At 43.4% G+C, this 24,976-nt stretch carries 19 protein-coding genes, 2 tRNA genes, 2 pseudogenes and 1 riboswitch; of the genes and pseudogenes, 6 read left to right on the forward strand and 17 right to left on the reverse strand.

What is annotated here, in order from left to right; genetic code table 11:
• The first annotated feature begins 101 nt into the window (after positions 1-101).
• The 3 genes from trxA (at position 102) to HXT29_RS04005 (ending at position 3,322) form a co-directional block, all read left to right on the forward strand.
• A complete protein-coding gene (gene trxA / locus HXT29_RS03995) occupies positions 102-443 on the forward strand; it encodes a thioredoxin (protein WP_004110313.1) in 342 nt (113 codons plus the stop codon).
• A gap of 133 nt (positions 444-576) precedes the next feature.
• The gene (locus tag HXT29_RS04000) at positions 577-1,563 is read left to right on the forward strand and encodes a G5 domain-containing protein (protein WP_032842330.1); all 987 of its coding nucleotides are present in this window, start codon (positions 577-579) and stop codon (positions 1,561-1,563) included.
• Between the two features lie 163 nt (positions 1,564-1,726).
• Entirely contained in the window at positions 1,727-3,322 is a 1,596-nt protein-coding gene (locus HXT29_RS04005; protein WP_064340570.1) for an MDR family MFS transporter, read from the forward strand.
• 56 nt (positions 3,323-3,378) lie between these two features.
• Here HXT29_RS04005 and HXT29_RS04010 read toward each other — a convergent pair whose 3' ends face one another.
• The 11 genes from HXT29_RS04010 to pgi all read right to left on the reverse strand — a co-directional run bounded on the left by HXT29_RS04010 (position 3,379) and on the right by pgi (position 18,146).
• Positions 3,379-4,089: an HNH endonuclease family protein gene (locus tag HXT29_RS04010; RefSeq protein WP_422118298.1), complete on the reverse strand. Its 711-nt coding sequence runs from the start codon at positions 4,087-4,089 to the stop codon at positions 3,379-3,381.
• 51 nt (positions 4,090-4,140) lie between these two features.
• A complete protein-coding gene (locus HXT29_RS04015) occupies positions 4,141-6,705 on the reverse strand; it encodes an ABC transporter (RefSeq protein ID WP_422118299.1) in 2,565 nt (854 codons plus the stop codon).
• A gap of 269 nt (positions 6,706-6,974) precedes the next feature.
• Entirely contained in the window at positions 6,975-8,078 is a 1,104-nt protein-coding gene (locus tag HXT29_RS04020; protein ID WP_004105321.1) for a LacI family DNA-binding transcriptional regulator, read from the reverse strand.
• 12 nt (positions 8,079-8,090) lie between these two features.
• Complete coding sequence (locus tag HXT29_RS04025; protein WP_422118300.1) at positions 8,091-8,858, reverse strand: ribonuclease HII; 768 nt, start codon at positions 8,856-8,858, stop codon at positions 8,091-8,093.
• 65 nt (positions 8,859-8,923) lie between these two features.
• Complete coding sequence (gene lepB, locus HXT29_RS04030; RefSeq protein ID WP_004105326.1) at positions 8,924-9,712, reverse strand: signal peptidase I; 789 nt, start codon at positions 9,710-9,712, stop codon at positions 8,924-8,926.
• 28 nt (positions 9,713-9,740) lie between these two features.
• Positions 9,741-10,106 carry a 50S ribosomal protein L19 gene (rplS, locus tag HXT29_RS04035; protein WP_004105329.1) on the reverse strand — a complete coding sequence of 122 codons (366 nt, stop codon included), beginning with the start codon at positions 10,104-10,106 and terminating at the stop codon, positions 9,741-9,743.
• A gap of 246 nt (positions 10,107-10,352) precedes the next feature.
• On the reverse strand, positions 10,353-11,867 hold the full coding sequence (locus tag HXT29_RS04040; protein WP_032842404.1) for a nitrate/sulfonate/bicarbonate ABC transporter ATP-binding protein: 1,515 nt from the start codon (positions 11,865-11,867) through the stop codon (positions 10,353-10,355).
• A gap of 92 nt (positions 11,868-11,959) precedes the next feature.
• Positions 11,960-13,708: an ABC transporter permease gene (locus HXT29_RS04045; RefSeq protein ID WP_004574036.1), complete on the reverse strand. Its 1,749-nt coding sequence runs from the start codon at positions 13,706-13,708 to the stop codon at positions 11,960-11,962.
• A gap of 260 nt (positions 13,709-13,968) precedes the next feature.
• The gene (locus tag HXT29_RS04050) at positions 13,969-14,115 is read right to left on the reverse strand and encodes a hypothetical protein (RefSeq protein ID WP_004574037.1); all 147 of its coding nucleotides are present in this window, start codon (positions 14,113-14,115) and stop codon (positions 13,969-13,971) included.
• A 104-nt stretch (positions 14,116-14,219) separates the two neighbouring features.
• Positions 14,220-14,380: riboswitch (M-box (ykoK) riboswitch) on the reverse strand.
• 367 nt (positions 14,381-14,747) lie between these two features.
• Positions 14,748-15,944 carry a hypothetical protein gene (locus HXT29_RS04055; RefSeq protein ID WP_422118301.1) on the reverse strand — a complete coding sequence of 399 codons (1,197 nt, stop codon included), beginning with the start codon at positions 15,942-15,944 and terminating at the stop codon, positions 14,748-14,750.
• 507 nt (positions 15,945-16,451) lie between these two features.
• The gene (gene pgi / locus HXT29_RS04060; RefSeq protein WP_004574038.1) at positions 16,452-18,146 is read right to left on the reverse strand and encodes a glucose-6-phosphate isomerase; all 1,695 of its coding nucleotides are present in this window, start codon (positions 18,144-18,146) and stop codon (positions 16,452-16,454) included.
• Positions 18,147-18,476: 330 nt separating this feature from the next.
• On the opposite strand from pgi, the gene HXT29_RS04065 reads away from it, so the two are divergent.
• Positions 18,477-18,549 (forward strand) — tRNA-Thr (locus tag HXT29_RS04065).
• Positions 18,550-18,619: 70 nt separating this feature from the next.
• Positions 18,620-18,700, forward strand: a tRNA-Leu gene (locus HXT29_RS04070).
• Between the two features lie 31 nt (positions 18,701-18,731).
• Here HXT29_RS04070 and HXT29_RS04075 read toward each other — a convergent pair.
• The 4 genes and pseudogenes from HXT29_RS04075 to HXT29_RS04090 all read right to left on the reverse strand — a co-directional run.
• On the reverse strand, positions 18,732-19,418 hold the full coding sequence (locus tag HXT29_RS04075; RefSeq protein ID WP_004105345.1) for a non-canonical purine NTP pyrophosphatase: 687 nt from the start codon (positions 19,416-19,418) through the stop codon (positions 18,732-18,734).
• A gap of 22 nt (positions 19,419-19,440) precedes the next feature.
• A complete protein-coding gene (gene rph, locus HXT29_RS04080) occupies positions 19,441-20,202 on the reverse strand; it encodes a ribonuclease PH (protein ID WP_004105347.1) in 762 nt (253 codons plus the stop codon).
• A gap of 66 nt (positions 20,203-20,268) precedes the next feature.
• Positions 20,269-20,499 (reverse strand): annotated as a pseudogene (locus HXT29_RS04085) (ABC transporter C-terminal domain-containing protein); the annotation flags it as partial.
• A 105-nt stretch (positions 20,500-20,604) separates the two neighbouring features.
• Positions 20,605-22,365 (reverse strand): annotated as a pseudogene (locus HXT29_RS04090) (ABC-F family ATP-binding cassette domain-containing protein); the annotation flags it as partial.
• A 127-nt stretch (positions 22,366-22,492) separates the two neighbouring features.
• Here HXT29_RS04090 and rnc point away from each other — a divergent pair.
• Positions 22,493-23,314, forward strand: a complete 822-nt coding sequence (gene rnc, locus HXT29_RS04095; RefSeq protein WP_004105351.1) for a ribonuclease III — start codon at positions 22,493-22,495, stop codon at positions 23,312-23,314.
• A gap of 555 nt (positions 23,315-23,869) precedes the next feature.
• On the opposite strand, the gene rpmF is transcribed toward rnc, so the two are convergent.
• Positions 23,870-24,064: a 50S ribosomal protein L32 gene (gene rpmF / locus HXT29_RS04100; protein ID WP_004574042.1), complete on the reverse strand. Its 195-nt coding sequence runs from the start codon at positions 24,062-24,064 to the stop codon at positions 23,870-23,872.
• A gap of 280 nt (positions 24,065-24,344) precedes the next feature.
• Positions 24,345-24,974 (reverse strand): YceD family protein, encoded by a 630-nt coding sequence (locus tag HXT29_RS04105; RefSeq protein WP_004574043.1) that lies wholly within the window; start codon positions 24,972-24,974, stop codon positions 24,345-24,347.
• Positions 24,975-24,976: the final 2 nt, after the last annotated feature.

Below are 24,976 nucleotides of genomic sequence, written 5' to 3' on the forward strand. Positions count from 1 at the left end.
TAGCCTAGTGCCGCAAGACGACAGATAAGCGCACTATCGACAACATTTATGCAAGGCGGCACGTACAATAAAGCAAATACGCAAAATATTGAGGGAGTAATATGGCAGCAATACATGCTACTACAGAAAATTTTGAGAAGATTGCTTCGACAAATGAAATAGTTGTTGTCGATTTTTGGGCAACGTGGTGCGGTCCATGCAGGTCTTTTGGTCCTATTTTTGAGAAGGTCAGTGAAAAATATCCCGAAATTCCTTTTGTAAAAGTTGATATTGACAAAAGCAACGAGATTGCTGCAGCTGCTCAAATCCAAGCTGTTCCAACAGTAATGGTTATTAAGCGCGGCGAAGTTATTTATAGACAAGCTGGAGCATTACTAGCTTCTGATTTAGAAGATTTGGTTGAACAAGCTAAATCTTACGAATCTAATGATTCTGAATCCTGATTTATAGACTATGCCATGAGATACAATATGTGAGGTTTTGCATATACGTTTTGCACATACATTTTAGTTTTATTACTCTACGTTGCGAGCGTTTGCAAATATCAATAGAGTAATTGCAGAAATAAGGAGGGTTATGGCCAGTCACCGTAAGCATACTGTTACGCTTGGTTCACTCAGTTTACGACAGTGGGCTAGAGTTAGCGCGGTTATTTTAGGCTTCATTGCTTTGGTGATACTTGGTTTTGCCTCGCGAGATTTTTACGCTTCGTCTAAAGGTCACGCTGTTCAGGTTACTTCTTATTCGGCAACCGATTCTTCGCAAGTTTCTCGTAGTGCTAGCCGTCGCATGTTGCATGATAGCGCAACTTCATATGTTAACGTTGTTATAAATGGTCATCATCGTACTATTTTGGGCACTAATTTCACTGATGTAAAATCCGTTCTTGATGCCGGGGATATCACTCTTGAGCCACACGATGTTGTTACTCCATCTCTTACAACTAAAGTTAGCGAATCAACTGTTATTACTATTAATCGTGCAGGCGCAAAATTAGAAAATTCCGACGACCCAATCGCGTTTAACGTCGTTAAAAAGGAAACTGCTGCACTTCCAAAAGGTACTGAGAAGGTGCAAAGTGAAGGCGCTAACGGCGTAATGGAAACAGCAAAAATAGTTACTCGAACTAAGGGAAAAATAGTTTCCTCTAATATTTTTGCTTCTTATGTTAAAAAAGCTCCAAAAGATAAGGTTATTCTTGTTGGAACTGGCGGTTCTTCTGCCGGACTTGGCTTAGCTGCTTCTATCGGCACGACTGTTCCTGCTGGCGAGATGCAACAATGGGCTCACGATTGGCTTATTTCTAACGGTTATAGTGAAGCTGATTTTACTGCAACAGTATTTATTATTTCTCATGAATCTGGCTGGCGCGTAAACGCAATGAATCCTTCTGGAGCTTACGGTTTACCTCAAGCTTTGCCAGGCGGAAAAATGGCTTCTGCCGGAGCTGATTGGGCTACTAACTATCAAACTCAGCTCCGCTGGTTCTGGAATTATTGCAATGGTCGTTATGGCTCCATTCAAGGCGCTTACAATCATTGGCTTTCCTACCACAGCTACTGATTAGAATCAGTCTAGATATCATTGTTTTGCGCAAATTAAGTCTTACAATTTTTCGTTGTAATAGATAAGAGAATAGACTTAAGTCGATTGACTTTTGCCACCTATGCTTAAAAATATGCTTAAGAAAAACTACGTTTAAGAATAAAAAGGATGTTTTATTTTGATGCACTCAACATGGCTGTCTAATAAAAGCCAAAATCTCAGCCATGCGCTAACAGGCGAAGAAGCATACAATAACAATCGTCTTACACGTCCTGCTTTAATTTCTCTTGCTATTCTTACGTTTATTACATTTATTGGCAATTTCGCACAATTACAACTTACTGCAGCATTGCCAACAATAGTTCAAGAATTTGGCATAAGCGTCACAACTGGTCAGTGGCTTACTTCTATTTTCCAGCTGATTATGGCAATTATGGTTCCACTTACAGCATTTTTAACAAGACGCTTTTCTACTCGCCAAATTGTTATTACTTCCATGTCGCTTTTTACTTTTGGATCCGTACTTGCATGGCTTAGTAGCGACTTTATGATGGCACTTGTTGGCAGAACTCTTGAAGCTATTGGCACTGGCGTAATGTGGCCTGTTTTACAAATTACCGTATTCTCCGTCTACCCTGTTACTCGCAGAGGTGTGGCAATGGGAAGCGTTGGCATGGCTATGAGTATTGCTCCAGCAATCGGTCCTACTATTGGCGGTTTGCAAACTGATATTAATGGATGGCGTTCTATTTTCTGCTCTCTTACTATTATCGGAGCGCTATCCGTCGTTTTAGCAGTATTTTTCTTGCATAATTTTGGAGAACATGATCTTAACGCGCATGCTGATTTCTTCTCGGTTGGTCTTTCGGTTATCGGCTTCGGCGGACTCATGTTTGGATTCACTAATATTGAAGGATGCGGAATTTCCCACCCATTATCTTGGGCTCCTATGATTATTGGTGCTTTTGGAATTGCTTGGTTTGTTATAAGGCAGTTGCGAGCGCAAAAACGCGGTCACACTCCTCTTCTTGGTCTTAATGTGCTTAAAAACCGCTACTTTATGGTAGGTACTATTTGCGCTTGCCTTACATTTTTTGCTTTCAGCTCAATTATGGTGCTTATTCCGCTTTATATTCAGTCTGATCGTGGTTTTTCAGCAACTATGAGCGGCTTAATTCTGCTTCCTGGAGCATTCGGCATGGCTATTTCGCAGTATTTTGGCGGTCGTATGCTAGATCGCTTTGGAGTGCGCCCAGTTGCTATGGCAGGCTCTATTATTCTGTTTTTTGGCACTGTAATGATGAGTCTTATTGACATGGATACGTGGATTTGGTGGATTTCCATTTGGCAGTTTACTCGCCAAATTGGCATGGGATTCTTGCTTATGCCAATAACTACGTGGTCACTTAATTGTTTGCGTAAGGAAGAGCTTGGCGACGGTTCTGCTGTAACTAATACTATGCGTCAACTTTGGGGTGCTATTGGAGCACCTGTTTTAGTAGTTACAATGACAGTATTGACAACTCTTCACCATTCTGGCACAGGTCACGCTGCCGATGTTGCTGCTAGTATTTTTGGAGTTCAATGGACTTTGCGCATTAGTGCTATTATTACGGGAATTATGGCTCTTATCGTTATTTTTGGAGTCAAGGGCGAAGGCACAGGTTCTGCTCACAATCTTGCGCGTAGAGCTATTGACCGCATGCGCGTTTTGCATATTCCTCATTCAGCAGAGCATCACGACGTAATGCACGATCACACCCATAATCATTACTAAATGCTTATTAAACGCTTACTAAGTCGCTTTTAAGGATACTAGACTGAGCAAAATCCTTACTTTGGCAATTTCTGTGCAGAACAGTTATGCAATACGCTTTCCATACTCTGCTTTTCTTCGCGAGTTACAGTTAAACCATATTTATATTTAACAGCTATTTGCCTAGCAACATATTCGCACCTAAAGGTTTTGTTTGAAGGAAGCCAGTAAGCTGCGGACGCGGAACCTTTTTCTTGATTAGCAGCTCCTTCAACCGCGAGTAGATTCATCATATCGTTGCCAAATTTTAATCGTTTTGCACGATTCCATTTCCATGCTCCAGATTCCCACGCATTTTGTAATGCAACAACATGATCTATTTGAATTAAGGCACTAGTTTTTCGCCCACGCACGAAGTTGATATCTTTGCCAGTATACGGATCATGCAACAAGCCGAAACGCACTTGGCAAGATCCTGCGTACTTGTATTTCACATTTTGTAAATCACGCGCTAAAACATCTTCCCTAACGTCACATCCGTTACCGTCATCGTCAGTAGTACGATATCCAAATACTTGACGCTCGTACCCGTAACGATAAGGCTTAGATATACGCAATTTTTTCAATGCTTGCGCAGCTTCTCCGTTTGCTTCATATTCTCCTGTAATCTTCCCAACGTTACTGTTTATTTTAGGAAGCAACAAGCCAATAACAATCCCACATAAAACAGCAAACAGCAGCATCCAAAACAGCGCAAGAAACTGCCTCTTGTTACAACGATTACGCATGTTCAGTCCCCCAACCCAACTTATGCATATTCTATATTTTTTAAATTAAAGTTAGTTACTGCTCTTAACTCTCATAACAGACGGTATTCTTTGTAAAACAACATCTACAACTTGCTGAATCATAATTACAAGCAAAACCATTGCCATAACAGCATAAACAGTGCTCCATGCTGGAATATTAGCTGGAACTGGATGGATAGTGTGAGAAACAACTAGTGCTGCTACAGAAATGCTAATTAACGATATAGCAAGAACAAGTGCCGACATGCCTCCACTTTTACGAGCCAAACGCATTCTTTGTTGAGAAACTTTATGCATTGAAGTAACCATTCGATTAACGCAATGCTCACCTTGCCTAAATGCAAGTACTTCATCGATACCAAGTTCAATATCACTTACTTCATTCTCAACTTCATGTTGTTCAATGCGCACTTTATTTGCAATATGCTTGGAGCGTATAAGTAAGTATCGAGGAACAATAAACATAATAAACACGCACGAAGCAATAGCTACATAAGACAAATTCGCATCGAAATAGTACAAAACAACCATAAGAGGCACAACTGCAAATATCATTCCAACATTCATGCTGATATGAGCTTTATGCCAACGTTCGTGATGCATATCTACACCTGCAAATGTTGTAACAAGAGTTAATGCACGAACTGCCATACAAGCAACAGCAACAAGCACACACTGTTGCATTACAAAACCAAATATTGGACGTCCTGCAACAGCAAACATTGCTGAAACAATAGCAACAGGAATACATACTGCAGAAACAAGATTGAGAGCAGTACTAAACATTGATATAAAAGCAAAAATAGCACGTTTGAACTTTGAGATTGTTCTCACTTCATAAGTGTAAGCAATACTTGCAATAGAAGAAATATGCTTGTTTTTATTAGGATCTTGCTGAGCTTGCTCAACGTTTTGCGAGTTTCGTGAGTTTTGCGAGTTCTGAGATTCGTTTAATTGATTTAGTTGCGTAATATTTTTAGAACTATCATTAGCAACATGACGATACGATTCTACAGTTGCTATTTCGTCCGTTGAGCTAATTCCAGCATCATTTGGCATTAAAACTATTACATTCGCATAACGCGCTATGCGACGCAATATTTTAACAATTTCTTCAGCTTCATGATTGCTAATATCACATTGGGAATAATCAAAAACGTACACTTTAGTGTGTCTTAAAATTGCTCTAGCAAGAATAACACGACGCTTTAAATCTTCAGAATTATAGGATGCTTCAGGATTATTAAAAAGTCTATCTATTGGCATATCTAGACCGTCGTAATCGGCATAAACAACGCCATCTATTCGCACAGCTCGCAATGCATCCCACATCGCAGTAGTCGTAGCTGTTGGAGCAGCCAAAAGTAAGTTTTCTCGCAATGTTGTGGAAAATAGATGACTTCGCTCGCTAACTATAGTAACAATATCTGCTAAAGCTGCAGAACTTGCATCATTCAACGACAAGTAAGATGCACTATCGTTTGCGTCAAATACTTCAGAAACTACAAATGGAGAAACGTCGTCTTCATGAATATCATAACGGTCGCTATAAGAAAGCAATATGTCAGCAGATTTGTTAAAACCTGTACCAGAAAGTATTTTCTCACGCATAACATGATGATATTTACTTGGAATAACTTGCAATTCACCAGATTTTGCAATTATCGATAAACGCTGAGCTTCATTAGTATTCGCATTATTTTCCAAAATATTGCATCGCATACGCAAAGCAATATTGGTTGAGCCATCAGGCAAAGATAATGTTGAACCATCGTCACTAAATGCTATTGGAGCAGGAGAATCAGTAACCATTTTTAACAATGTTTCAACATGATCCAAACCATGAACAGCATGCTTAACTACATGCATATTCTTACCAACAATTCTCAGTGGCTGGACGCTTAACATTAACAAAGGCATCGTTAACAGAGCTGCAGCAAGACCTACGCCTTTAACGGAAGATAACCAAACAGTTGCAACAATTGCGAGTCCAGCAATAACATAGGCAAATAACGCACTTACACAACGCCACGATACTGGGCTTAGTGCCAACGAGAATATAAGAGAAGCGACATTAAACAATGCAGCTAATGCGCAAATCCCGGCTATAGCAGGGTTAACTGTAAATAGTGCTGCAGAAACAACCACAGGAACAGGAATAGCTGCAATAATTTGTGGAACTAAAGAAGCAACAAAACTTTGTATTGCAAAAATATCTTCATTTACACGCAAAGAAGTAATGTCATGAGAATCTTCAATATCTACAGAACGTAGAGATAACATTGCGTGCAACATTTTAGGGCGCAAACGCATAGCTATTCGCGACTCAATTTCTGCACAAACAGTACACGACCAGTAAAAAACTGCATATTTCAGCAAAATAATAGCAGCTAAAGCAATAATGTAAGACGTAAATTCAACAGAACTCATTAAAGAAGTTCCAGTAGAACGAACAGGTCTTAATACTGGAGACAACATCCCAACGCAAACGTAGACAAAAGCTATGTTTACAAGATAAGAAATCGCAAGACACGCCGACCTTAAAATAACTAGATGCTTAATTCCTGGCACGAACGCAAAGCAGCGATTTATCATCTCCTGATCCTTTTCTTTATTCCATATTTATTCAAAAAACCACACACTCCCAACTGATGTTAAGATTACGCTTCACACACACCATCAACACGCCGGCATCCGCGTAATTATGCTGATTTTAAGCCATTTTGCCAGATATTAGCATTAAGAAAATAAAGTTGTTTCACAACTGTTTCACACAATATTTAAATAATCAAAAAAATAATTAAAAATACCATTCTTAATTCTATTCTCGATAATTTTTAATGCAATTTTTCACAATCGCAAAATTATCTCAATACGGCACCAATAGAAGAACGCAATTTTAAGCCAGCAGGTATTTGCCCAACTCCATGAGACATATCTGGGAATGCTGGCTCAGGCCCATGATTCATTAATCTCAAAGCTTCACGCACTGCCAACGACCCTAATTGCTGCATATCGAGACTCACAGTTGTAAGAGGTGGGAAAAAATCACTTATTGCCGGAATATCGCCGAAACCAACAACACTAATATCACTCGGAATTTTCAAACCGTGCTCATACAAGGAACGCACAACTCCTACTGCCTGCTCATCGCTTGAAGCAACAATAACAGTCGGCAATGCAATGCCATCTATGCCAAATTTCTCAATCATATGATTCATTCGCGCGTAACTTTCAGAAGACTTCCACGAAGTACATTGCACAATATGCGAATGAATACCTTGAGCAGTTGAAAGTGAACGCCATGCAATGAGTCGCGTTGCAGCACCTCTCCATTGCGAAGGACCTGCTATATAAATGGCATTTCGATGTCCATAATGCGCAATAAGTGACACAATATCGTTCATTGCGCGAGATTGATTAATACCAATCATTGAATACTCAACGTTGCTATGAGAACGCAACATATTCATGCCTTCATGCGCGCTTATTGCACCATGAGTAGCAGTAACGCATACGCACGGCTTAAGAATACGCGTACGACACAGTGACGTAAATATTGCATCTGTTGGAGCGTCAATTATTAATCCGTCGACATTTTGCTCTTCAAAACTCTCGCATAAATCTTGAATATCACTTTGTTCACATAATGTTTCGTTGACCATGCTAATAGAAAGAAAAAGACCACGAGATTTTGCTTGCGCTTCTATAGGAGCAATAATGTTTCGAGATGTTCTATTTTCTGCACCAACGATAAGCCCTAAAGTACGCGATTTCTTAGTTGCTAATGCGCGTGCTGAATTACTCGGATAATACCCAAGCTGCTCAATAACTCGCAGAACTTTAATTCGCGTGCTAGCAGAAACATCAGGAGAATTATTAATAACGCGAGAAACAGTTTGATGACTTACACCAGCAGCGTGCGCAACATCGATCATTGACACGCGTTTTGCTTCATTTTTTGCCATATGCACCCTCGCTTATAAATGCCAAGACAGTCTATGCAAATCGCTAGGTCCTACTTTTTTAATGGCATTGCGATGAGCTAAAGAACCGTAACCCTTATTACTTGCCCAATCGTAGGCTTCATATTGCGGATTTTTAGCAAGAGATACCATAAGATTATCTCTAGTAACTTTTGCCAAAACTGCAGCTGCAGCTACGCTCGCACACTGCCTGTCTGCTTTTACTAAAGTATGAACTTTTACAGGCTCAGGAACGTAAGGAGCGTCAAAAGTATTTGCGACTTTGTCAATATAATCGCAAGGTCCATCCAATATTGCGGCAATACAAAAGTTTGAATTTGCACCCGAATCCGCACCCAACTTCGCACACGTATTCTCACCCGAATCCGCATTTACGCTAAAACTTAGCTTTTTAATATCTTCCTCAACTTTAGAAATTGCTTTTAACGCAGCGACACCAAGCGCATAGCTAATGCCCCACTCATCAATTTCTGTGTTAGTGCAAGATCCGACTGCCCAAGTTGTACACCATTTTTGCAACGGTTCATAAAGCTCTTCTCGACGCTTTTCGCTCAGCAATTTAGAATCAGCTAAGCCTTCAGGCATATAGTTTTCTTTTACTTGTTTAATTCCAATAACTACAGCTCCTACCATCACAGGACCTGCAAGAGAGCCTCTTCCTACTTCATCAAGACCAATAACCCAATCATAGCCTTCGCAAAGCAGATCTTGCTCATATTTAAATGATGGAACAAGCGGTATATTGGATGATTTATTTGGCATAATTGAAATCAGTTGATATAAGTCGCGCTAATACAATTTCGTTAATACTAATTGCGCTAATACTTTTATTTTGCAGGACGATCAGGCACATTGTTAAAATCATCATGATGTTCGTCTAAAAGACCAATTCGATCAAGCGGCCACGATCTAAACACAGCAACGCCCTCGATTTTGGAAATAGGAACTAAACCGTCATCGCCATCATTGCGATGATATCGTGAATCCGCAGAATTAGAACGATTATCACCCAAAACAAACACGTGACCGGCTTTGACTTTTACTTTAAACGGAAAAGCACTCGGGTCAACACCAGGACGAATATAGGAAGATTCTCGTATTGGAACACCGTTCACAACAATAGGCTGCCCAGCGCCTTTACATTCAACAGTATCTCCAGGCAAACCAATAAGACGCTTAATTAAATCCTTGCCAACAGCACCGGAAGAATTTTCACCACTCAACCAATGTGCAGGATCCTCAAAAACAACAATATCTCCACGTTTTAATGGGAATAAGCGCGGAGTTAGCTTAGTCGTAATAACATAATCGCCAATATGAATAGTATCTAGCATAGAGCCAGAAGGAATTGTGTAAGCTCCAAATAGGAACACACGAATAAGTATCACTACTAATACTGGAATACCGAACCATGTTATAGCATCGCGCAAAGTTAGGCGGTCATTTTTAGCACGCTTAGAATGTGCAAAATGCTTACCTTTTCTATTTTTGCGCTTAAACATGCGAGAGCCGGAAGGTAAATCTCCTTCCGGCTCTGGTGGAACCGGTGAAGGATCTATACCATGACCCGCTACTGAAACGATATGAGTATCGCTAATTTGCGTGTCATCAGTCATAACAAATACCCTTCACATAAGTTCCATTTTACTTAGCAGAGTTATCGCGACGCTCGGCAATACGAGCAGCCTTACCACGCAAAGCGCGCAAGTAGTAAAGCTTAGCGCGACGAACGCGACCGCTACGAACCAGCTTAATCGAATCGATAGCTGGAGAATGAAGTGGGAAACGACGCTCAACACCAGTGCCGAAGCTCACCTTACGAACAACGAAAGTTTCACGCACGCCAGCACCCTTACGAGCAATCACAACGCCGGTGAAAGTCTGAATACGAGTGTTGTTGCCTTCCTGAATCTTAACATTGACATCAACGGTATCGCCAGGACGGAAAGCTGGAATTTCTTCAGCAGCCTTAAGATGCTTAGCATCAAATGCTTCTACAGCATTTACCATAATATTCCTCCATCGCCGCCGCATATCGACGCATAGTAAGCGTTAGCAACAAATGTGCTACGCAATTCTTTCCCCAAAAAGTTCGCTTTTTAGGGGGCTTCCGATCCGCGCAATCTTAAATAAGAAGCGACTAGACCTAAAAGATAAAAGAACTATGCGGCATCCCTTTATCGAAAGCATACAAATACCAAATTATGCTCAATAATGGACATTATTGAGCATAATTCCGCACTATTCCGCACTATTTCAGCGCACAACTCCATCGAGAGGAGCAGTTTCAACTGTACGAGTCAACTCGTCATCATCAGCGTCATAATCAAACAACTCGCCGTAACGACCCCAGCTAATTGCAATATCAAACTGCTGACGTGCCAAAGCATCCGTGTGCTTACTGCGCAACAAATCCAAAATCAGCTCGCCACGAAGCTTTCCGTTACGATTCCTACTCAAAGCTTGATCAATTGCGTGCACAAGAGGTGCATGTTCAATCGCAAGACGAGCAAAAACTTGCTTACTGTGCAAAATATCGGCATTATGCCACTCTTCACCCTCAGAAGTAATAGTAATATGACCGTTTTCTGCAGTAAGTAAATTAAGCATCGTACCCGCATCGACAAGTGGGAACAAATCATCAATCTCAAACGACAAATCAGCTGCCAAATCAGCCAAATCAATGCCATCTGGGTTTTCAGAAATCACGTCAAGCAAACCAGCCATACCACCTGGTGTAGCGTTTGGAAGCAAATGAACAGCCACAGGCTCTGCCTTTGCCTCACCTGCTTCAGCTTCATCCTCACTTTGCTTATCTTCATCTTCATCGTCATGGTGGCGCTGAATAAGCATATCTGCAATTGCTGCAGCTTCGTTATCTTCAGCATCTTCATTAGTTGCATTATTTGCTTGATCTTGAGAATCAGCATCTTCGGAAGCGTCTTGCTCTGCAGCGCTTTCTGGAGCAGAACCAGTCAAAATAGCATACAGATTATCAACCATCGCTTCAAATTCAGCACTGTGCTTATCTCGAGGACGAGGCAAATCAACATTCACATCAGCAATTAAGTGACCTGGATGAGATCCAAGAACCACAACGCGATCAGCCATTTGCACAGCTTCTTCAATATTGTGCGTCACAATAAGCACAGACTTAATATCTCGCTCCTCGCTAGACCACAGCTTAAGAACTTCCTGACGCAAGTTTTCTGCAGTAAGCACATCGAGAGCAGAGAATGGCTCGTCCATAAACAATGCATCCGGTCGTAGCACCAACGCGCGCGCAATACCAACTCGCTGACGCATACCGCCGGAAAGTTCCTTAGGATATGCTGTTTCAAAGCCGTCCAAACCGATTGCGTCAATTGCAGCTAAAGCAAGCTCAGTACGCTTTTCTTTACTAACGCCTCTAGCACGCAAACCAAGTTCCACATTGTCTTGTACTGTAAGCCACGGCATAAGAGCGAAGGTTTGAAATACGATTGCAACACCTGGGTTTGGACCTGTCAGCTCGCGTCCGCGATACGTTACTGTGCCTTCTGTTGGCTGCACAAGACCAGCCATTGTGCGTAGGAAAGTTGATTTTCCAGCACCAGAACGTCCTAATATTGCTACGATTTCACCTTCGCGAAGGGTGAAAGAAATATCGTGCAAAACGTGCTGAGTAGTGCCACTGTCAGAAGTGAAGCTTTGACTGATGTGCTTTGCGTCGATAATATCGCTTGTAATTGAGGATTGCACTTTTTTTGCATTGCTCTTTAAAGTATTCATAATTTTGCCAATCTTTTTCATAAAATTTTGTTATTTTAAGCGATTTATTAGTAATTTTATTAGTCGATTTATTAGTCGATTTATTAGTCGATTTAATTCAATACGTAACGTTTTTCGGAAATACGTTGCATTGGCGACCAGAATAATCGGTTGCTTAAAACAACAATCAAGCTCATAACAGTTACGCCAACTAAAGTGCGCGCAGAATCTCCTAAAGTGGTTGCATTAGTAATATATGCACCCAAACCCTGAGTTTCCATGTGGTTCTTTCCATATTCCACAATCTCAGACACAATCGAAGCATTCCATGCACCGCCTGCAGCTGTAATACCGCCAGTGCACCATGAACCGAAAATAGACGGCAAAATAAGCGTCTTCCATCGCAAAGTACGATCCAAGCGGAAGCTGCGCGTCATTTCACGCAAATCATCAGGGATAGCACTAGCACCTGCAATAACATTGAACAGAATGTACCATTGCGTACCAAGAGCCATCAAAATAATACTTCCCCAACCAAGATCAATATGCCAAGCCATAAACCAAGCCATAGCAAACGGGAAGATGAAGTTTGCTGGGAAGCTAGCAAGAATTTGCACTATAGGCTGCATAATACGCGAAATCTTAGGATTCATGCCGATTACAACACCAACAGGAACCCAAATAAGCGAGCTTATTAAAATCAACACAGCAACGCGTATAAAAGTGATGCCACCAAGCATGCCTGCAGTAATAAACTCATGCAAACCTGCAGTTGTATACACAAAGTAAAGCATATGGGCAGCACCAGCAGCCACAATAATTAGCATAATAACGTTAAATACCCAATCACCAAGCTTATGCTGAGCAGCCTTGTGAGGCCACTTGGAGCCTGTGCGACCGAATGGGCGCGTTACTTTTTCAAGCCACTCGCGAATTGGCAAAAACAGTTTACTAATAACTTCATCTGCATGAGAGTGACGAATAAGAGTCAAAATAGCACTGTGACGCTCATTATCAGATGCGCTTTGCGTAATGCGGAAACGCTCAGCCCAAGCTGTAAGCGGTTTCCACAAGAAGAAGTCAAGTGCCAAAACAACAATGACCATCGACACAATAGCCCACCAAATAAGACCAAGCTTATTTTCGGCAGCAGCTTGTGCCACAAAACTACCGATGCCAGGAAGAGCGTAAGTGTGATTATTTACGGAAATCATTTCCGAAGCTGTAAGGAAGAACCATCCGCCTCCAACAGACATCATGCAATTCCAAAGCAGTGGAATCATTGCGTTAGGCATGTCTAGCACCCAGAAACGTTGCCAATGCGTGAGTTGCAAACTACGAACTGCCTCATCCAGTTCCTTTGGCTCGCTGAGCAGCGAACGGTGGAACGAAAAAGTCATATTCCATGCTTGACTCGTAAAAATAGCAAAAATCGAAGCGGCTTCAACACCAAGCATCGATCCAGGGAAAATTACCAACCAAATCGTGACAGTTGCCGAAAGGAAGCCAAGAATTGGAACTGATTGCAAAATATCTAGAAGAGGAATAAGCACCTTGCCAAGCCTACGACTGCGAGCTGCAAGAGAGCCATAAACAATAGTAAAGATAAGAGATGCAACTAATGCGATCAGCATGCGAAATACTGAGCGCAAAGTGTAGTAAGGCAGATTGATTAAGTCCGTGGATACCTTAGATGGTATGCCACTTGGACCAATCGGTTGATTTATGCGCTGAATAAGGAAGGCAGTTACGCCAAAAACGGCAATAATGCCAACGCACACAATAATGTCCGACCAGAAACGAGTGTTCTCGTCGACTTGCGCGCCTGCGCTTTCTTTGCGCGAAGTTGTAAATACGGTCATAATAAAGTCCTCGAATAGGCAATAAGTGGATTCACTTTCGTGTATTTTTTATTTCTATTCATTTATTACGCAGATATCTATTGAGATTTCTATGCGAATTTCTATTTAGATTTTCGTAAATTCTTGCGTAAAGATCTGCGTAACTTTTCTTGTGTAAATTCTTGCGTAGCCGTATCACCATTGATTACGTTACAGGCGCAAATAACTAGAACTCACGTTTTAACTCCACAAATTATATTTCATAAGTTATATTTCGTAAGTTATATATTTCGCAAGTTTTGCAACCTAAATTCGGTGATTGCCGGCTTCATATATTCAGGAGGAACATCCGAACTACTACTGCCAATAGTGTCGGAGCCTTCATCAGTACGAGTACTAGAATTATGGCTTTTACTGTCATGTTTCACGGCAAATCACCTCCTTAAGTTAGTGCGCTGCCGGCGCAAATCTTCATCATTGAATCGGAGGTTTACAAGAGAACAGAGGCGCACCAAAACACACAAACGCATGTTAAGCGTGCCACGTCGTTCAAGCTTCAGCTTCGCAGGGCGGTGGCGTTGCATTAGTCGAAGCCTTGAATTCGACAACGACTGTTAACCAGCGTGCAGTGTCTCCACTGTGTTGCGGCAGCAACCCGTATCCCCGTGGTAGCCTTACCTACCGACCGTGCTCATTATAAATTATTGTTGCAGTTGTGTCAACATGCAGCAAAACACATTGCAATGCCGCAAAAGGCGCAGCTTTATCGTTTAAAAATAGGATTTTTACGCAATAAAAAAGCTTTCGGCTTTGAATGAGCCCCTAGTAGCTCAAACAAAACCGAAAGCTAAACACACCCAACAGCAGAAAAAGCAAACAAGAACTAGCAAATGCCGTGAAAAAAGGAATTTTAGCAAAACAGCATAGCCAGTAAAACAAGCAAACTTAAATCCGCCAGAGCAAAGAGCCCTACACTCTATGCCATTGTTGAGTGCAAGATTATTGCGGTGAGCGCATTCATATTTGAAATACGCTCACCATGCACATTTAGCGCTTTAGCTTAGTGACGGATCTTGCGAAGAGCAGCACCCATGCCAGCAAGCACAGAAGCAGCAACAGCAGCCATAGCTACAGCAGCACCAGTCTTAGCTAAACCAGCGGCAGCGGCACCATTAGCACCAGCGGCACCGTTTGCACCAGCGGCAGCACCGTTAGCATTGTTGTTCTGCTGAGCAGAAGCCTTGGTATCCTTACCCTTCTGAGTAGTAGCCTTAACTTCCTTACCAAACTTGCTATTCATAGCAGAAGCATAAGCTTCATTCATGCCTGGAATAGACTTCAGCTTTGGATCCAAAGGATCAGAAGTCTTAACTGGTGGCAACAAAGATGGATCTACACCGCCAGCAACAGCCTCATTGTAAGCAGCCTTGTAAAGAACCAAAGCCTTATTGTAAATTGCTTCAGCCTTGAGAGCCTTCTTCAAAGCATCATCATAATTACCCTTAGCGGTCTGCCAAGCAGCAAGAGTACGAGTCACATGAGCAGCAGCACGCTTCATGGTATCAAACAAACGAGTCTCGGTAGCAGAATCGTTCACACCAGAAGCCTTGAAGAGCTGGTAAGCACGCTCAGCAGCATCAAAATCAGCCTTGCGCTTGTTGTACTCAGCCTGAGCTGCAACAGCAGCCTTATAAGCATCCATAAGGTTCTTCTTGGCAATAGCAAACTCGTTATCAGCATTGTCCAAGTTCATCTTAGCAAGACGAACCTTGTTAATAAGAGCCATCTTAATATCATGCTCAGTTAAATCTGGCTTAGCGCAATGATCGAGAACATACTTCGCACCAAGATATTTATCCTGAAGGTCAGCTACAGTGCGAGATTGCTCATCAAAAGCCTTCTGAGAAGTTACATGAGCATTGTAAGCATCCACATACTTCTGAACCCTCTCAAACAAATTATGTGAGACTGCAGCTGGATCAGCAGTATTTTCCAACAAGCCAGAAGCGTTAGTCTTAGTATAATGTTCAGCTTCAGAATCCTTTGCAGGAGCTGGAGAAACAGTCATACCATTAAGAACAGTCTGGGCACCAATATAAGTATCGTAAGCAGCGTCTGCAACGCGCTTAGCATCCTTATGATAAGGCGCTGGTACTGGGCACACTGTGCTGTAAGCCATTGCTGGAGCAGCAAAAGCGAAACCAGAGAGGAGGGTGGCGCCAGCAGCAAATGCGGCGATAGCCTTCTTATTCAACATAATATTTTCCTTTCTTCTTCTCCTTCGCACCATGTGTGCGAAGAAAAATCTAAATATTCACAACTTAAGTTTTTGTGAATAACTACCAGCACAGAACGTCTGGCTGGAAGCTGCTATTAACATACCCCCCCCCCGTTCGCAAAAGTCAAGAGCAGACACGCAGCTCATTAACAAAAAACATCGATGTTTTTGCGGAAATATTTCAGTCAAACTATTTTTAAGAGTAAAAAATACAGTATTATGCGTTATTTTTCGTAAAAATGTCAATTTCAAGGTTTTTAAAGATTTTTCTCAGAAAACTCTCAGGAAACTCTTTAATACTCCCCCAACCAGCCGCAAAACCGTTGCAAAACCGCCATTCTGACGCGACACGCCGCGCGCTCTACGCAGTCTAACGATTACAAAACTCAGCGACAGATGCTAAACAAAAAAGCCTCTTGACGAATTAACGCCAAGAGGCTTATAAATCAACAATCGCTAAAAACGATTGCCTATATGACTACTATCTTACTTGCGATGAGCGCGATAGAAGCGAATCAAGCTCTGTGTAGAAGCATCCTGAGCTGCCAAAGCTTCATCATCCTTAGAAATTGCAGGAGTAATCTGCTTTGCAAGCTGCTTGCCAAGCTCCACACCCCACTGATCGTAGGAATCCAAGCCCCACACAGTGCCTTCAACGAAGGTAATGTGCTCGTAGAGAGCAATAAGCTCGCCCAAGCTAAATGGAGTCAAAGCATCGCCGAAAATGGACGTGGTTGGACGGTTGCCCTTGAACACGCGAGCTGGCACAATCTCCTCTGGAGTGCCTTCAGCGCGAACTTCATCAGCAGTCTTGCCGAAAGCAAGAGCCTTAGTCTGTGCAAGATAGTTGCCCAAGAAGAGCTCGTGCACATCCTGATCGCCATCCTTAGTAGGATTTGGCGTGTTCACGAAAGCAATGAAATCAGCTGGAATAAGCTGAGTGCCCTGGTGAATCAACTGGTAGAAAGCGTGCTGACCGTTAGTACCTGGCTCACCCCAGAAGATTTCGCCGGTTTCGCTTGTTACAGGAGTGCCGTCCCAGCGCACAGACTTACCGTTGGATTCCATGGTGAGCTGCTGCAAATAAGCTGGGAAGCGGTGCAAGTATTGATCGTATGGAAGCACAGCGTGAGAAGCAACCTTGTAGAAGTTGCGGTACCAAACGTTGAGCATACCGAGAAGCACAACAACGTTCTTCTCGAATGGAGTCTCAGCGAAGTAAGTATCGATTGCGTGGAAGCCCTTCAAGAACTCTTCGAAGCGCTCTGGACCGAGAACAACAGCCAAAGAAGTGCCGACAGCGGAATCCACAGAGTAACGACCGCCAACCCAGCTCCAGAAGCCAAAAGCGTTGGTTGGGTTGATGCCGAACTCTTCAACCTTTTCGAGGTTGGTGGAAACAGCCACGAAGTGCTTAGCAACAGCTTCAGCCTTCTTTGCGTCGCTTCCGTCAATAGCACCGGACTCCTGAAGCTTGTTAAGCAACCAGGTACGAGCGGTGCGAGCGTTGGTCAAAGTCTCCAAAGTGGTGAAGGTCTTGGAAACAATGATGAACAAAGTGGTTTCTGGATCCAAATCCTTGGTCTTTTCTGCCATATCGTTTGGATCAATGTTAGAAACGTAGCGAGCGCTAATGCCGGCATCAGCGTATGGCTTCAAGGCTTCGTAAACCATGACCGGACCCAAATCAGAGCCGCCGATACCAATGTTTACAACGGTCTTAATGTTCTTGCCGGTAACGCCCTTCCAAGCGCCGGAACGAACTTCGTTAGCGAAATCGTAAATGCGACCCAACACTTCACGCACGTCTGCAACGGTATCTTGACCGTCAACAATGAACTTGCCAGCATCCTCTGCAGGACGACGCAAAGCAGTGTGCAAAACTGCACGATCTTCTGTATTATTAATGTGCACGCCAGTGTACATTGCCTTAGTGCGCTCGTCAAGCTTAACTGCCTTTGCAAGGTCTGCGAAAAGCTTAAGAGTTTCAGGCTTAATTAAATTCTTAGAAAGATCGAAGTGGAGATCTCCAGCTTCGAAGCTCAACTTATCCACGCGATTTGCATCCTCAGCAAACCACTTCTTCAGGCAAACACCTTCTGATTGCAACTCGTCGTAATGCTTCTGCAATGCAGCCCACTCTGGGGTTTTTACGGCGTCAACTGGCGGATTGATGGCCATTTCTAGGTCCTTTCATTTCTTCAACTTACGTGACAGCAATCGTCACTATAGTCCAATTCACAAGATACTCACAAAAGCAGACAGAAACACGCGAAGCTTAACACAAAAATGAACACAATCACACTGGTGCTGCGCGAAAGCAGGTCGTCGCGCCTGCGAGGAAAGAAATCCCACAAAACTCGCGCCACACTAAACGAATTGCAATACAAACTATGCAATACTTGCTTAATGACTATTATATTTTGTACGGCGCGCCCATTGGACAAATTTAAAAATATGATATATAGTAATTGATTTGTGCGCGAGTCGCGAATGCGTCTCGGGCAACATGCCGCTTTAGCTCAGTCGGTAGAGCGTCTCCCTCGTAATGAGAAGGTCGACAGTTCGATTCTGTCAAGCGGCTCTCTGACTCGCTCGAGTGTATTAATACTTTTGATTTGTTTTTATTCGCTCGATTATTTATATGAGTCTATGCGCGAGTGGCGGAATGGTAGACGCGCAGGATTTAGGTTCCTGTGTCTTACGACGTGTGGGTTCAAGTCCCATCTCGCGCACGAAATTTTTCGCTTATTCAGTAATAAATGCTTATTCGGTAATAAATAATGCCTGCAACTCCGGCAAAAGCGCGCGCAAAGCATTACCTCTGTGCGAAATAGCATTCTTTTCTTCTTGAGTCAGCTCCGCGCTAGTCAAACCTTTCATTTGCACACCATCGCGAATAGGCTGAAGATCTGGCACAAATAGCGGATCATAGCCGAAACCGTTAGTTCCGTGCACCTCGCGCAACAAGTGACCAACCATTTCTCCGACTCGAACAGTCTCAAAGCCGTGAGAATGCGACATAACACTGCCTTCAGGAACCTCACTGCACCCATCCGGAATAGCAAGAGCTGCAGCACAACGAAAACGAGCAGTACGACATTGATCTGGAATATCAGAAAGTTGGCGCAAAAGAAGCTCATTATTAGCTTTATCGTCCCCATGCACACCACTCCACCTGGCAGAAAGAATACCAGGGGCAGCACCAAGCACGTCGACAATAAGACCCGAATCGTCTGCAATAGCAGGATAACCTGTTCTTGCAGCAACATCACGCGCTTTGAGCAAAGCATTCTGTTCAAAAGTCACGCCAGTTTCCACAGGATCAGGCAAGCCAAGAGAACCTGCAGTTACTAACTCGAAACTGTTTGCCAGCTTCGACAATTGCTCCTCTAAAATTTGCTTAATTTCAACGAGTTTTCCCTCATTATGTGTTGCCACAATAAGCTTCACGCCCGTTCTCCTTCAATCTCTTCTATTTTGCTAAAGCGGCTTTTTGAGCAGCTTGCAATTCGCGATTACCTTTAGTTGCCAAATCAAGTAACGTATTTAATTCGTCGCGATTAAATGGACGATGTTCTGCAGTGCCTTGAATTTCAATGAAAGTGCCGGAACCTGTCATAGCTACGTTCATATCTGTCATAGCTTGACTGTCTTCAACATAAGGCAAATCAAGCATAGGCGTGCCGTTAATAACGCCTACAGAAACAGCGGAAATAGAATCCTTAATAACACTTGCAGCAGAGCGAATATGACCATTCTTTTCTGCCCAATTAAGCGCATCTACCAAAGCTACATAAGCTCCAGTTACAGAAGCAGTACGAGTTCCACCATCCGCCTGCAACACGTCGCAATCAATTTGAATCTGGCACTCACCCATCGCTTTCATATCGACTACACCGCGCAAGCAGCGACCAATAAGACGACTAATTTCGTGAGTGCGACCACCAATTTTTCCACGCACAGATTCGCGATCAGTTCGCTCAGCTGTTGCTCTAGGAAGCATAGAATATTCGGCAGTTACCCAACCCAAACCGGAATCTCTACGCCAACGAGGCACACCAACCGTAAAAGTTGCAGTGCACATTACGCGCGTATTGCCACACTCAATAAGCACAGAACCTTCAGGAACATCAGTAAATTTACGTGTTATGCGCACAGGTCGGAGCTCGTCAACATTACGACCGTCAACGCGAATTGGTTTTACAGATTCCAACATATCCTTGATTTGAGTCATACCTCACAAATTTAGCACGTGGCTGTTATCTTCTATTTCTTCTTCTTAGCGCGCAGCAATTTTGTACTAAAGCTGCTCAGAAAGCTTCATCCACTCATCCTCAAGAGCACTGGTTTCTTGCTCGTTTTTTTGGAAATCTTCGTTAAGAGATTGAAGTCCAACAAAATCACTTGGGTTATGCGCAGCCATTTGCGCTTCAATTTGCGACTTTTCTTCTTCAAGCTTTGTAAGTTTTCGCTCGATTGCAGAAACTCGCCTTGCAGCATCGTGATAGGCTTTGCCTGTAAGTTTTGGCTCAGCTACTGTACTTTCTGAACTTTCTTTAGTTGTAGAATTTGCAGTACTTGAAGCATTCACAGTACTCGCAGTACTAATGCTATTTTCGTGATCACGCTGCAACTTTTCTACAATTTGCAAATACTCATCTACACCGCCTGGAAGGTGACGAATTTTGCCGTCAATAAGCGCAAATTGCTGGTCTGTTACGCGCTCAAGCAAGTAGCGATCGTGCGAAACAACAATCAAAGTGCCGGGCCAAGTATCGAGCAAATCCTCCATAACTGCAAGCATGTCAGTGTCAAGATCGTTTCCAGGCTCATCCATAATCAGCACGTTTGGCTCGTTTAGCAAAATCAGCAGCAACTGCATACGGCGCTTTTGACCGCCCGAAAGATCCGCAATTGGTGTCATAAGCTGCTCGGGCTTAAAACCAAGCCTTTCCATAAGCTGACCTGGAGTCACTTCTTTGCCATCGATAATATAGCTAGGCTTATAGCGACTTAAAACTTCTTTTACTTTATATTTTCCAAGCTTTTCAAGCTCTTCTAGCCGCTGCGAAAGCACAGCAAATTTTACAGTCTTGCCGATATTTACGTGTCCAAGCGTAGGCTTTAGAGACCCGTCAATAATGCTTAATAATGTTGATTTTCCTGCTCCATTCGCACCCACAATTCCAAAACGATCGCCTGGGCCTATAAGCCAAGTTGCATCGTCTAAAATCATGCGTCCAGTAATAGTTTTGCGCGATGCAGCTGAAGTTTCTGCAATGTTTTCTGCGCTCGTAGCAGTATTTTCAGAAGTATTTTCCGCAGTATTTTCAAAAGAATTTTCTTGACTCTCGTCAACAGCAATAGTAACGCTTCCTACGTGAGTTGGTTGCGCAAAAGCAGATTCTACGATATCGACTTTATTTGATTTTTCTGCATTATCTTCACCTAAAGATGCGTTTTCTACAATATCCGGATCGATATTTTTTAGCTGCTGAGCGTTGTCGAAAATTTGCGTAACGTCAATTAAATCAACAACTTGCTTACCAAGACGCGAAGTTGCGATTTTCTTCAATTCAAGAGTGTCTCTTAGCGGCGGCACATCTGCAATAAGCTCACGCGCTTGCTTTACGTGGAATTTTTGCTTAGTAGAACGCGCACGAGCACCCCTAGAAAGCCAAGCTAACTCTTTTCTTGCCAAATTTCTGCGACGCTCTTCGCGCACATCCGCTTGGCGTTCACGCTCCACGCGTTGCATCATATAAGCGCTGTAACCACCCTCGAAAGGATCAATTACGCCGTCGTGCACTTCCCACATCGAAGTGCAAACCTCATCCAAGAACCAACGGTCGTGCGTCACAATCAAAAGCGCACCTTGACCGTCCTGCCAACGGTGAAGAAGATGCTCCGCAAGCCAATGAATCGTCACAACGTCCAAATGATTCGTAGGCTCATCCAAAGCCAAAATATCCCAATCGTGCAACAATAATCTTGCTAAATCTGCGCGCCTGCGCTGGCCTCCAGAAAGCGTGCCTACTTTTGCTTCCAAATTTATGCCACCAAGAAGCGCTTCTACAATTTCGCGTGAACGCTGATCTGCAGCCCACTCGTAATCTTCGCGATTTTCAAGAGCAGCCTCGCGCACAGTTGCGTTATCGTCCAATGGATCGCGCTGATCCAACATGCCAAAAGTAAGCCCTCCGCGCTTTGTAACGCGACCAGAATCAGGCTGCATTGTACCGGCAAGTAGCCGAAGTAGCGTTGACTTTCCGTCACCATTTTTTCCAACAATACCTATTCTGTCGCCTTCAAAAACACCTTGAGTTACGTCTGTAAAAATCGTTTTTGTAGCAAATTCTAGCGAAACTCGTTCTAATCCCAAATCATACGTAGGCATAATCCACAAATATAGCTGAACACTTATACGAAAGGATATAGAAGGAATATGGAAAAATGCGATCGCAAATGCGAACACGAAGCTTAAAAGCGCTTGTGTTGGTAGTAGGACTATAATAATACGTGCTATGAAAACTCAGAACAATCAACAAAATATGCAGAGCAAACACAATCAAAATAATCAAAACAACTCACATGCGCAACACAACGAAGATGGAGTTTTGAGATTAGATGGCGATGAAACACGTCCTGGAGACCCAACGCAGGAACTTTTGAACGCTTTAGGCACAACTATTTCGCCGGATCTTTTGGTAGAAGCACTCACCCACCGCTCGTTCTCGCACGAGCATCCTGGCACACGAAATTATGAGCGACTTGAGTTTTTGGGCGATGCTGTGCTTGAGTTAGTTTCTACGGAAACGCTGTTTTCTGCACATCCAGACATGACTGAAGGTCAGCTTGCAAAGATGCGAGCGAAAGCTGTGTCTGAATGGGCGCTTTCTGCTGTTGCGCGCGAAAAGCTGCATGTTGGCGCGTATATTCTTCTCGGTCGCGGAGAAATGGAGCAGGGCGGAAATAATAAAGATTCAATTTTGTGCGATATTGTTGAAGCGCTTATTGGCGCAACTTTTGTTGAGCATGGAATTGATGAAGCTCGCAGAGTTGTGCATCGTTTGATTGACGACACTTTGGCGGAAGTGCTAACTGAAGGACCAGCTCTCGATTGGAAGACTTCGCTTACAGTCAAAGCTCACGATATGGGTTTGGAAGATCCAGAGTATCGAATGGCTGTTTCTGGGCCAGAATACGCACCAGTATTTGAGGCTCGCGCGGTTTTGGCACATAAGGATGGCGACGAAGTGCTGGGAGTCGGAAGTGGCTCTAGCAAACGAAAAGCGCAACTCGCAGCCGCCGAAATCGCTTGGCACGCACTCGACGCGCGTAAGTAACTACGAACTTTACCTGATCTGCGAACTTTGTCATCGATACTTCGAATACGATAAGCGACTATCAATCAAAGAACACTAGCATTATTGCTCTGCCATCGCTACACCGAAATGACTACCACACAACAAAAACACTAATCATTTTCTGAGTAGTGAGGGGTGGGTGTTGCTTGAGAGGTCGAATATTAGTGCGGTAGAGATTTGAGATTTTTCGCACTGAGCGCGGCGAACGTCAGAGCCGCAGGCTGCTGATTCGCCAAGCGAAGAAGAAAAATCGAAAAATCTCTGCGATAAAACGAGGTTATTAAAGATTAAACACGCAGAGTTTGGGGGATTTCTTTACGAGCAATAAAAGAGGACTGAGGAAGCAACATTCCTTAAGAACAAAGCAAACAGCAAAACCTCTAACAGCCAAAGCGACGAAGGACGGGACGTGCGAGGAGAGAAATCCCCCAAAACTCACGCCACACCAAACGATAACTCGCGCAACAACCACAATACGAAAGAAAAAAGAAAAACCCTGCCACCCGTCGATGGCAGGGTTTCTGTTAATAAAACCTACTTGGTGTGCTCGGAGCGAATAGCTTCACGGTAAACACGACCACGGAAGGTTCCGCAAGATGGGCAAGCCATGTGTGGGAATGCCTGAGAACCGCAGTTCGGGCAAGTCACAGTCTGCACGGCAGACGCCTTCCAATTAGCGCGACGCGAATGCGTATTAGCACGCGAGGTCTTGTACTTAGGCAGTGCCATAATTCTTTCCTCTATTTCGTTCAATCGATTGAGCTTAAGCGTTCTGTATATTACAGCAAGCGCCGTACAAATTGCGCAACCTAATTTCTCTTTAGTGCGACAGAAACTTTACAAACGTGCGCAGTTTATGCCGCTTTTCAGCCCAAAAACGACCTTTTCTTTACACTACTGTAAAGTTTCGGTCGAAATAAGGCGCGCAAACGACCTTTTCTTTACACTACTGTAAAGTTTCGGTCGGGAATCAGCTCAAAAACGGCAGAAACTTTACAACTCGCTAAAATTAATGCCGCTCTTCATTCTGCTCAAGCTGAGCTTTCAAATCCTCTAAAGCAGCAAAACGAATATCCGTAACGTCGTGATGATGATCTGGATGCTCGTTTAAGTTTTCGCCACACTGAGAGCAAAGTCCGCGGCAATCCGGCTCGCACAACGGCTGCAACGGCAACTCACTTACCATCGTGTCGCGAATAAGAGCCTCAATATCCGCAAAATCGCCACCCGCAACTAGCGGATACACATTGCCTGACTCGTCATTTTCATCCCAAATTTGCGATTCAGCTTCATCCGCATCGCCACGAGTATTGCGATTATCAGAACGATTAGAACGCGAGTCAGCATATGGGAAGAATACGCACACATCCACTTTCCAATCGCGACGAAGCGGCATCAAGCATCGAGTACATTCTGCATGCACCGGAGCAGTAATACTGCCCTGAAACATTAAGCCGTCAACCACAGCATCAAAATCGCCATCAACCATAACATCGCTGCCTGGCTTTACGCCAATAACGTAATCTCCAATGCCTTCCGGCGCCGGAAATACGCGATGCAACGACATGCTACTACCAGCGCGCGCAGCCATTTGCGCTACTGGAACAGCCCATGGTGATTGGGATGGATGCGAAGCCATTA

It is taken from the genome of Gardnerella sp. DNF00550 (assembly GCF_049262685.1).
GTDB lineage: Bacteria > Actinomycetota > Actinomycetes > Actinomycetales > Bifidobacteriaceae > Bifidobacterium > Bifidobacterium leopoldii.

Coding starts and splice junctions, on each gene's coding strand:
- trxA (WP_004110313.1), top strand. CDS start 102: ATGGCAGCAATACATGCTACTACAGAAAATTTTGAGAAGATTGCTTCG.
- HXT29_RS04000 (WP_032842330.1), top strand. CDS start 577: ATGGCCAGTCACCGTAAGCATACTGTTACGCTTGGTTCACTCAGTTTA.
- HXT29_RS04005 (WP_064340570.1), top strand. CDS start 1,727: ATGCACTCAACATGGCTGTCTAATAAAAGCCAAAATCTCAGCCATGCG.
- HXT29_RS04010 (WP_422118298.1), bottom strand. CDS start 4,089: ATGCGTAATCGTTGTAACAAGAGGCAGTTTCTTGCGCTGTTTTGGATG.
- HXT29_RS04015 (WP_422118299.1), bottom strand. CDS start 6,705: ATGATAAATCGCTGCTTTGCGTTCGTGCCAGGAATTAAGCATCTAGTT.
- HXT29_RS04020 (WP_004105321.1), bottom strand. CDS start 8,078: ATGGCAAAAAATGAAGCAAAACGCGTGTCAATGATCGATGTTGCGCAC.
- HXT29_RS04025 (WP_422118300.1), bottom strand. CDS start 8,858: ATGCCAAATAAATCATCCAATATACCGCTTGTTCCATCATTTAAATAT.
- lepB (WP_004105326.1), bottom strand. CDS start 9,712: ATGACTGATGACACGCAAATTAGCGATACTCATATCGTTTCAGTAGCG.
- rplS (WP_004105329.1), bottom strand. CDS start 10,106: ATGGTAAATGCTGTAGAAGCATTTGATGCTAAGCATCTTAAGGCTGCT.
- HXT29_RS04040 (WP_032842404.1), bottom strand. CDS start 11,867: ATGAATACTTTAAAGAGCAATGCAAAAAAAGTGCAATCCTCAATTACA.
- HXT29_RS04045 (WP_004574036.1), bottom strand. CDS start 13,708: ATGACCGTATTTACAACTTCGCGCAAAGAAAGCGCAGGCGCGCAAGTC.
- HXT29_RS04055 (WP_422118301.1), bottom strand. CDS start 15,944: ATGTTGAATAAGAAGGCTATCGCCGCATTTGCTGCTGGCGCCACCCTC.
- pgi (WP_004574038.1), bottom strand. CDS start 18,146: ATGGCCATCAATCCGCCAGTTGACGCCGTAAAAACCCCAGAGTGGGCT.
- rph (WP_004105347.1), bottom strand. CDS start 20,202: ATGACTCAAATCAAGGATATGTTGGAATCTGTAAAACCAATTCGCGTT.
- rnc (WP_004105351.1), top strand. CDS start 22,493: ATGAAAACTCAGAACAATCAACAAAATATGCAGAGCAAACACAATCAA.
- rpmF (WP_004574042.1), bottom strand. CDS start 24,064: ATGGCACTGCCTAAGTACAAGACCTCGCGTGCTAATACGCATTCGCGT.
- HXT29_RS04105 (WP_004574043.1), bottom strand. CDS start 24,974: ATGGCTTCGCATCCATCCCAATCACCATGGGCTGTTCCAGTAGCGCAA.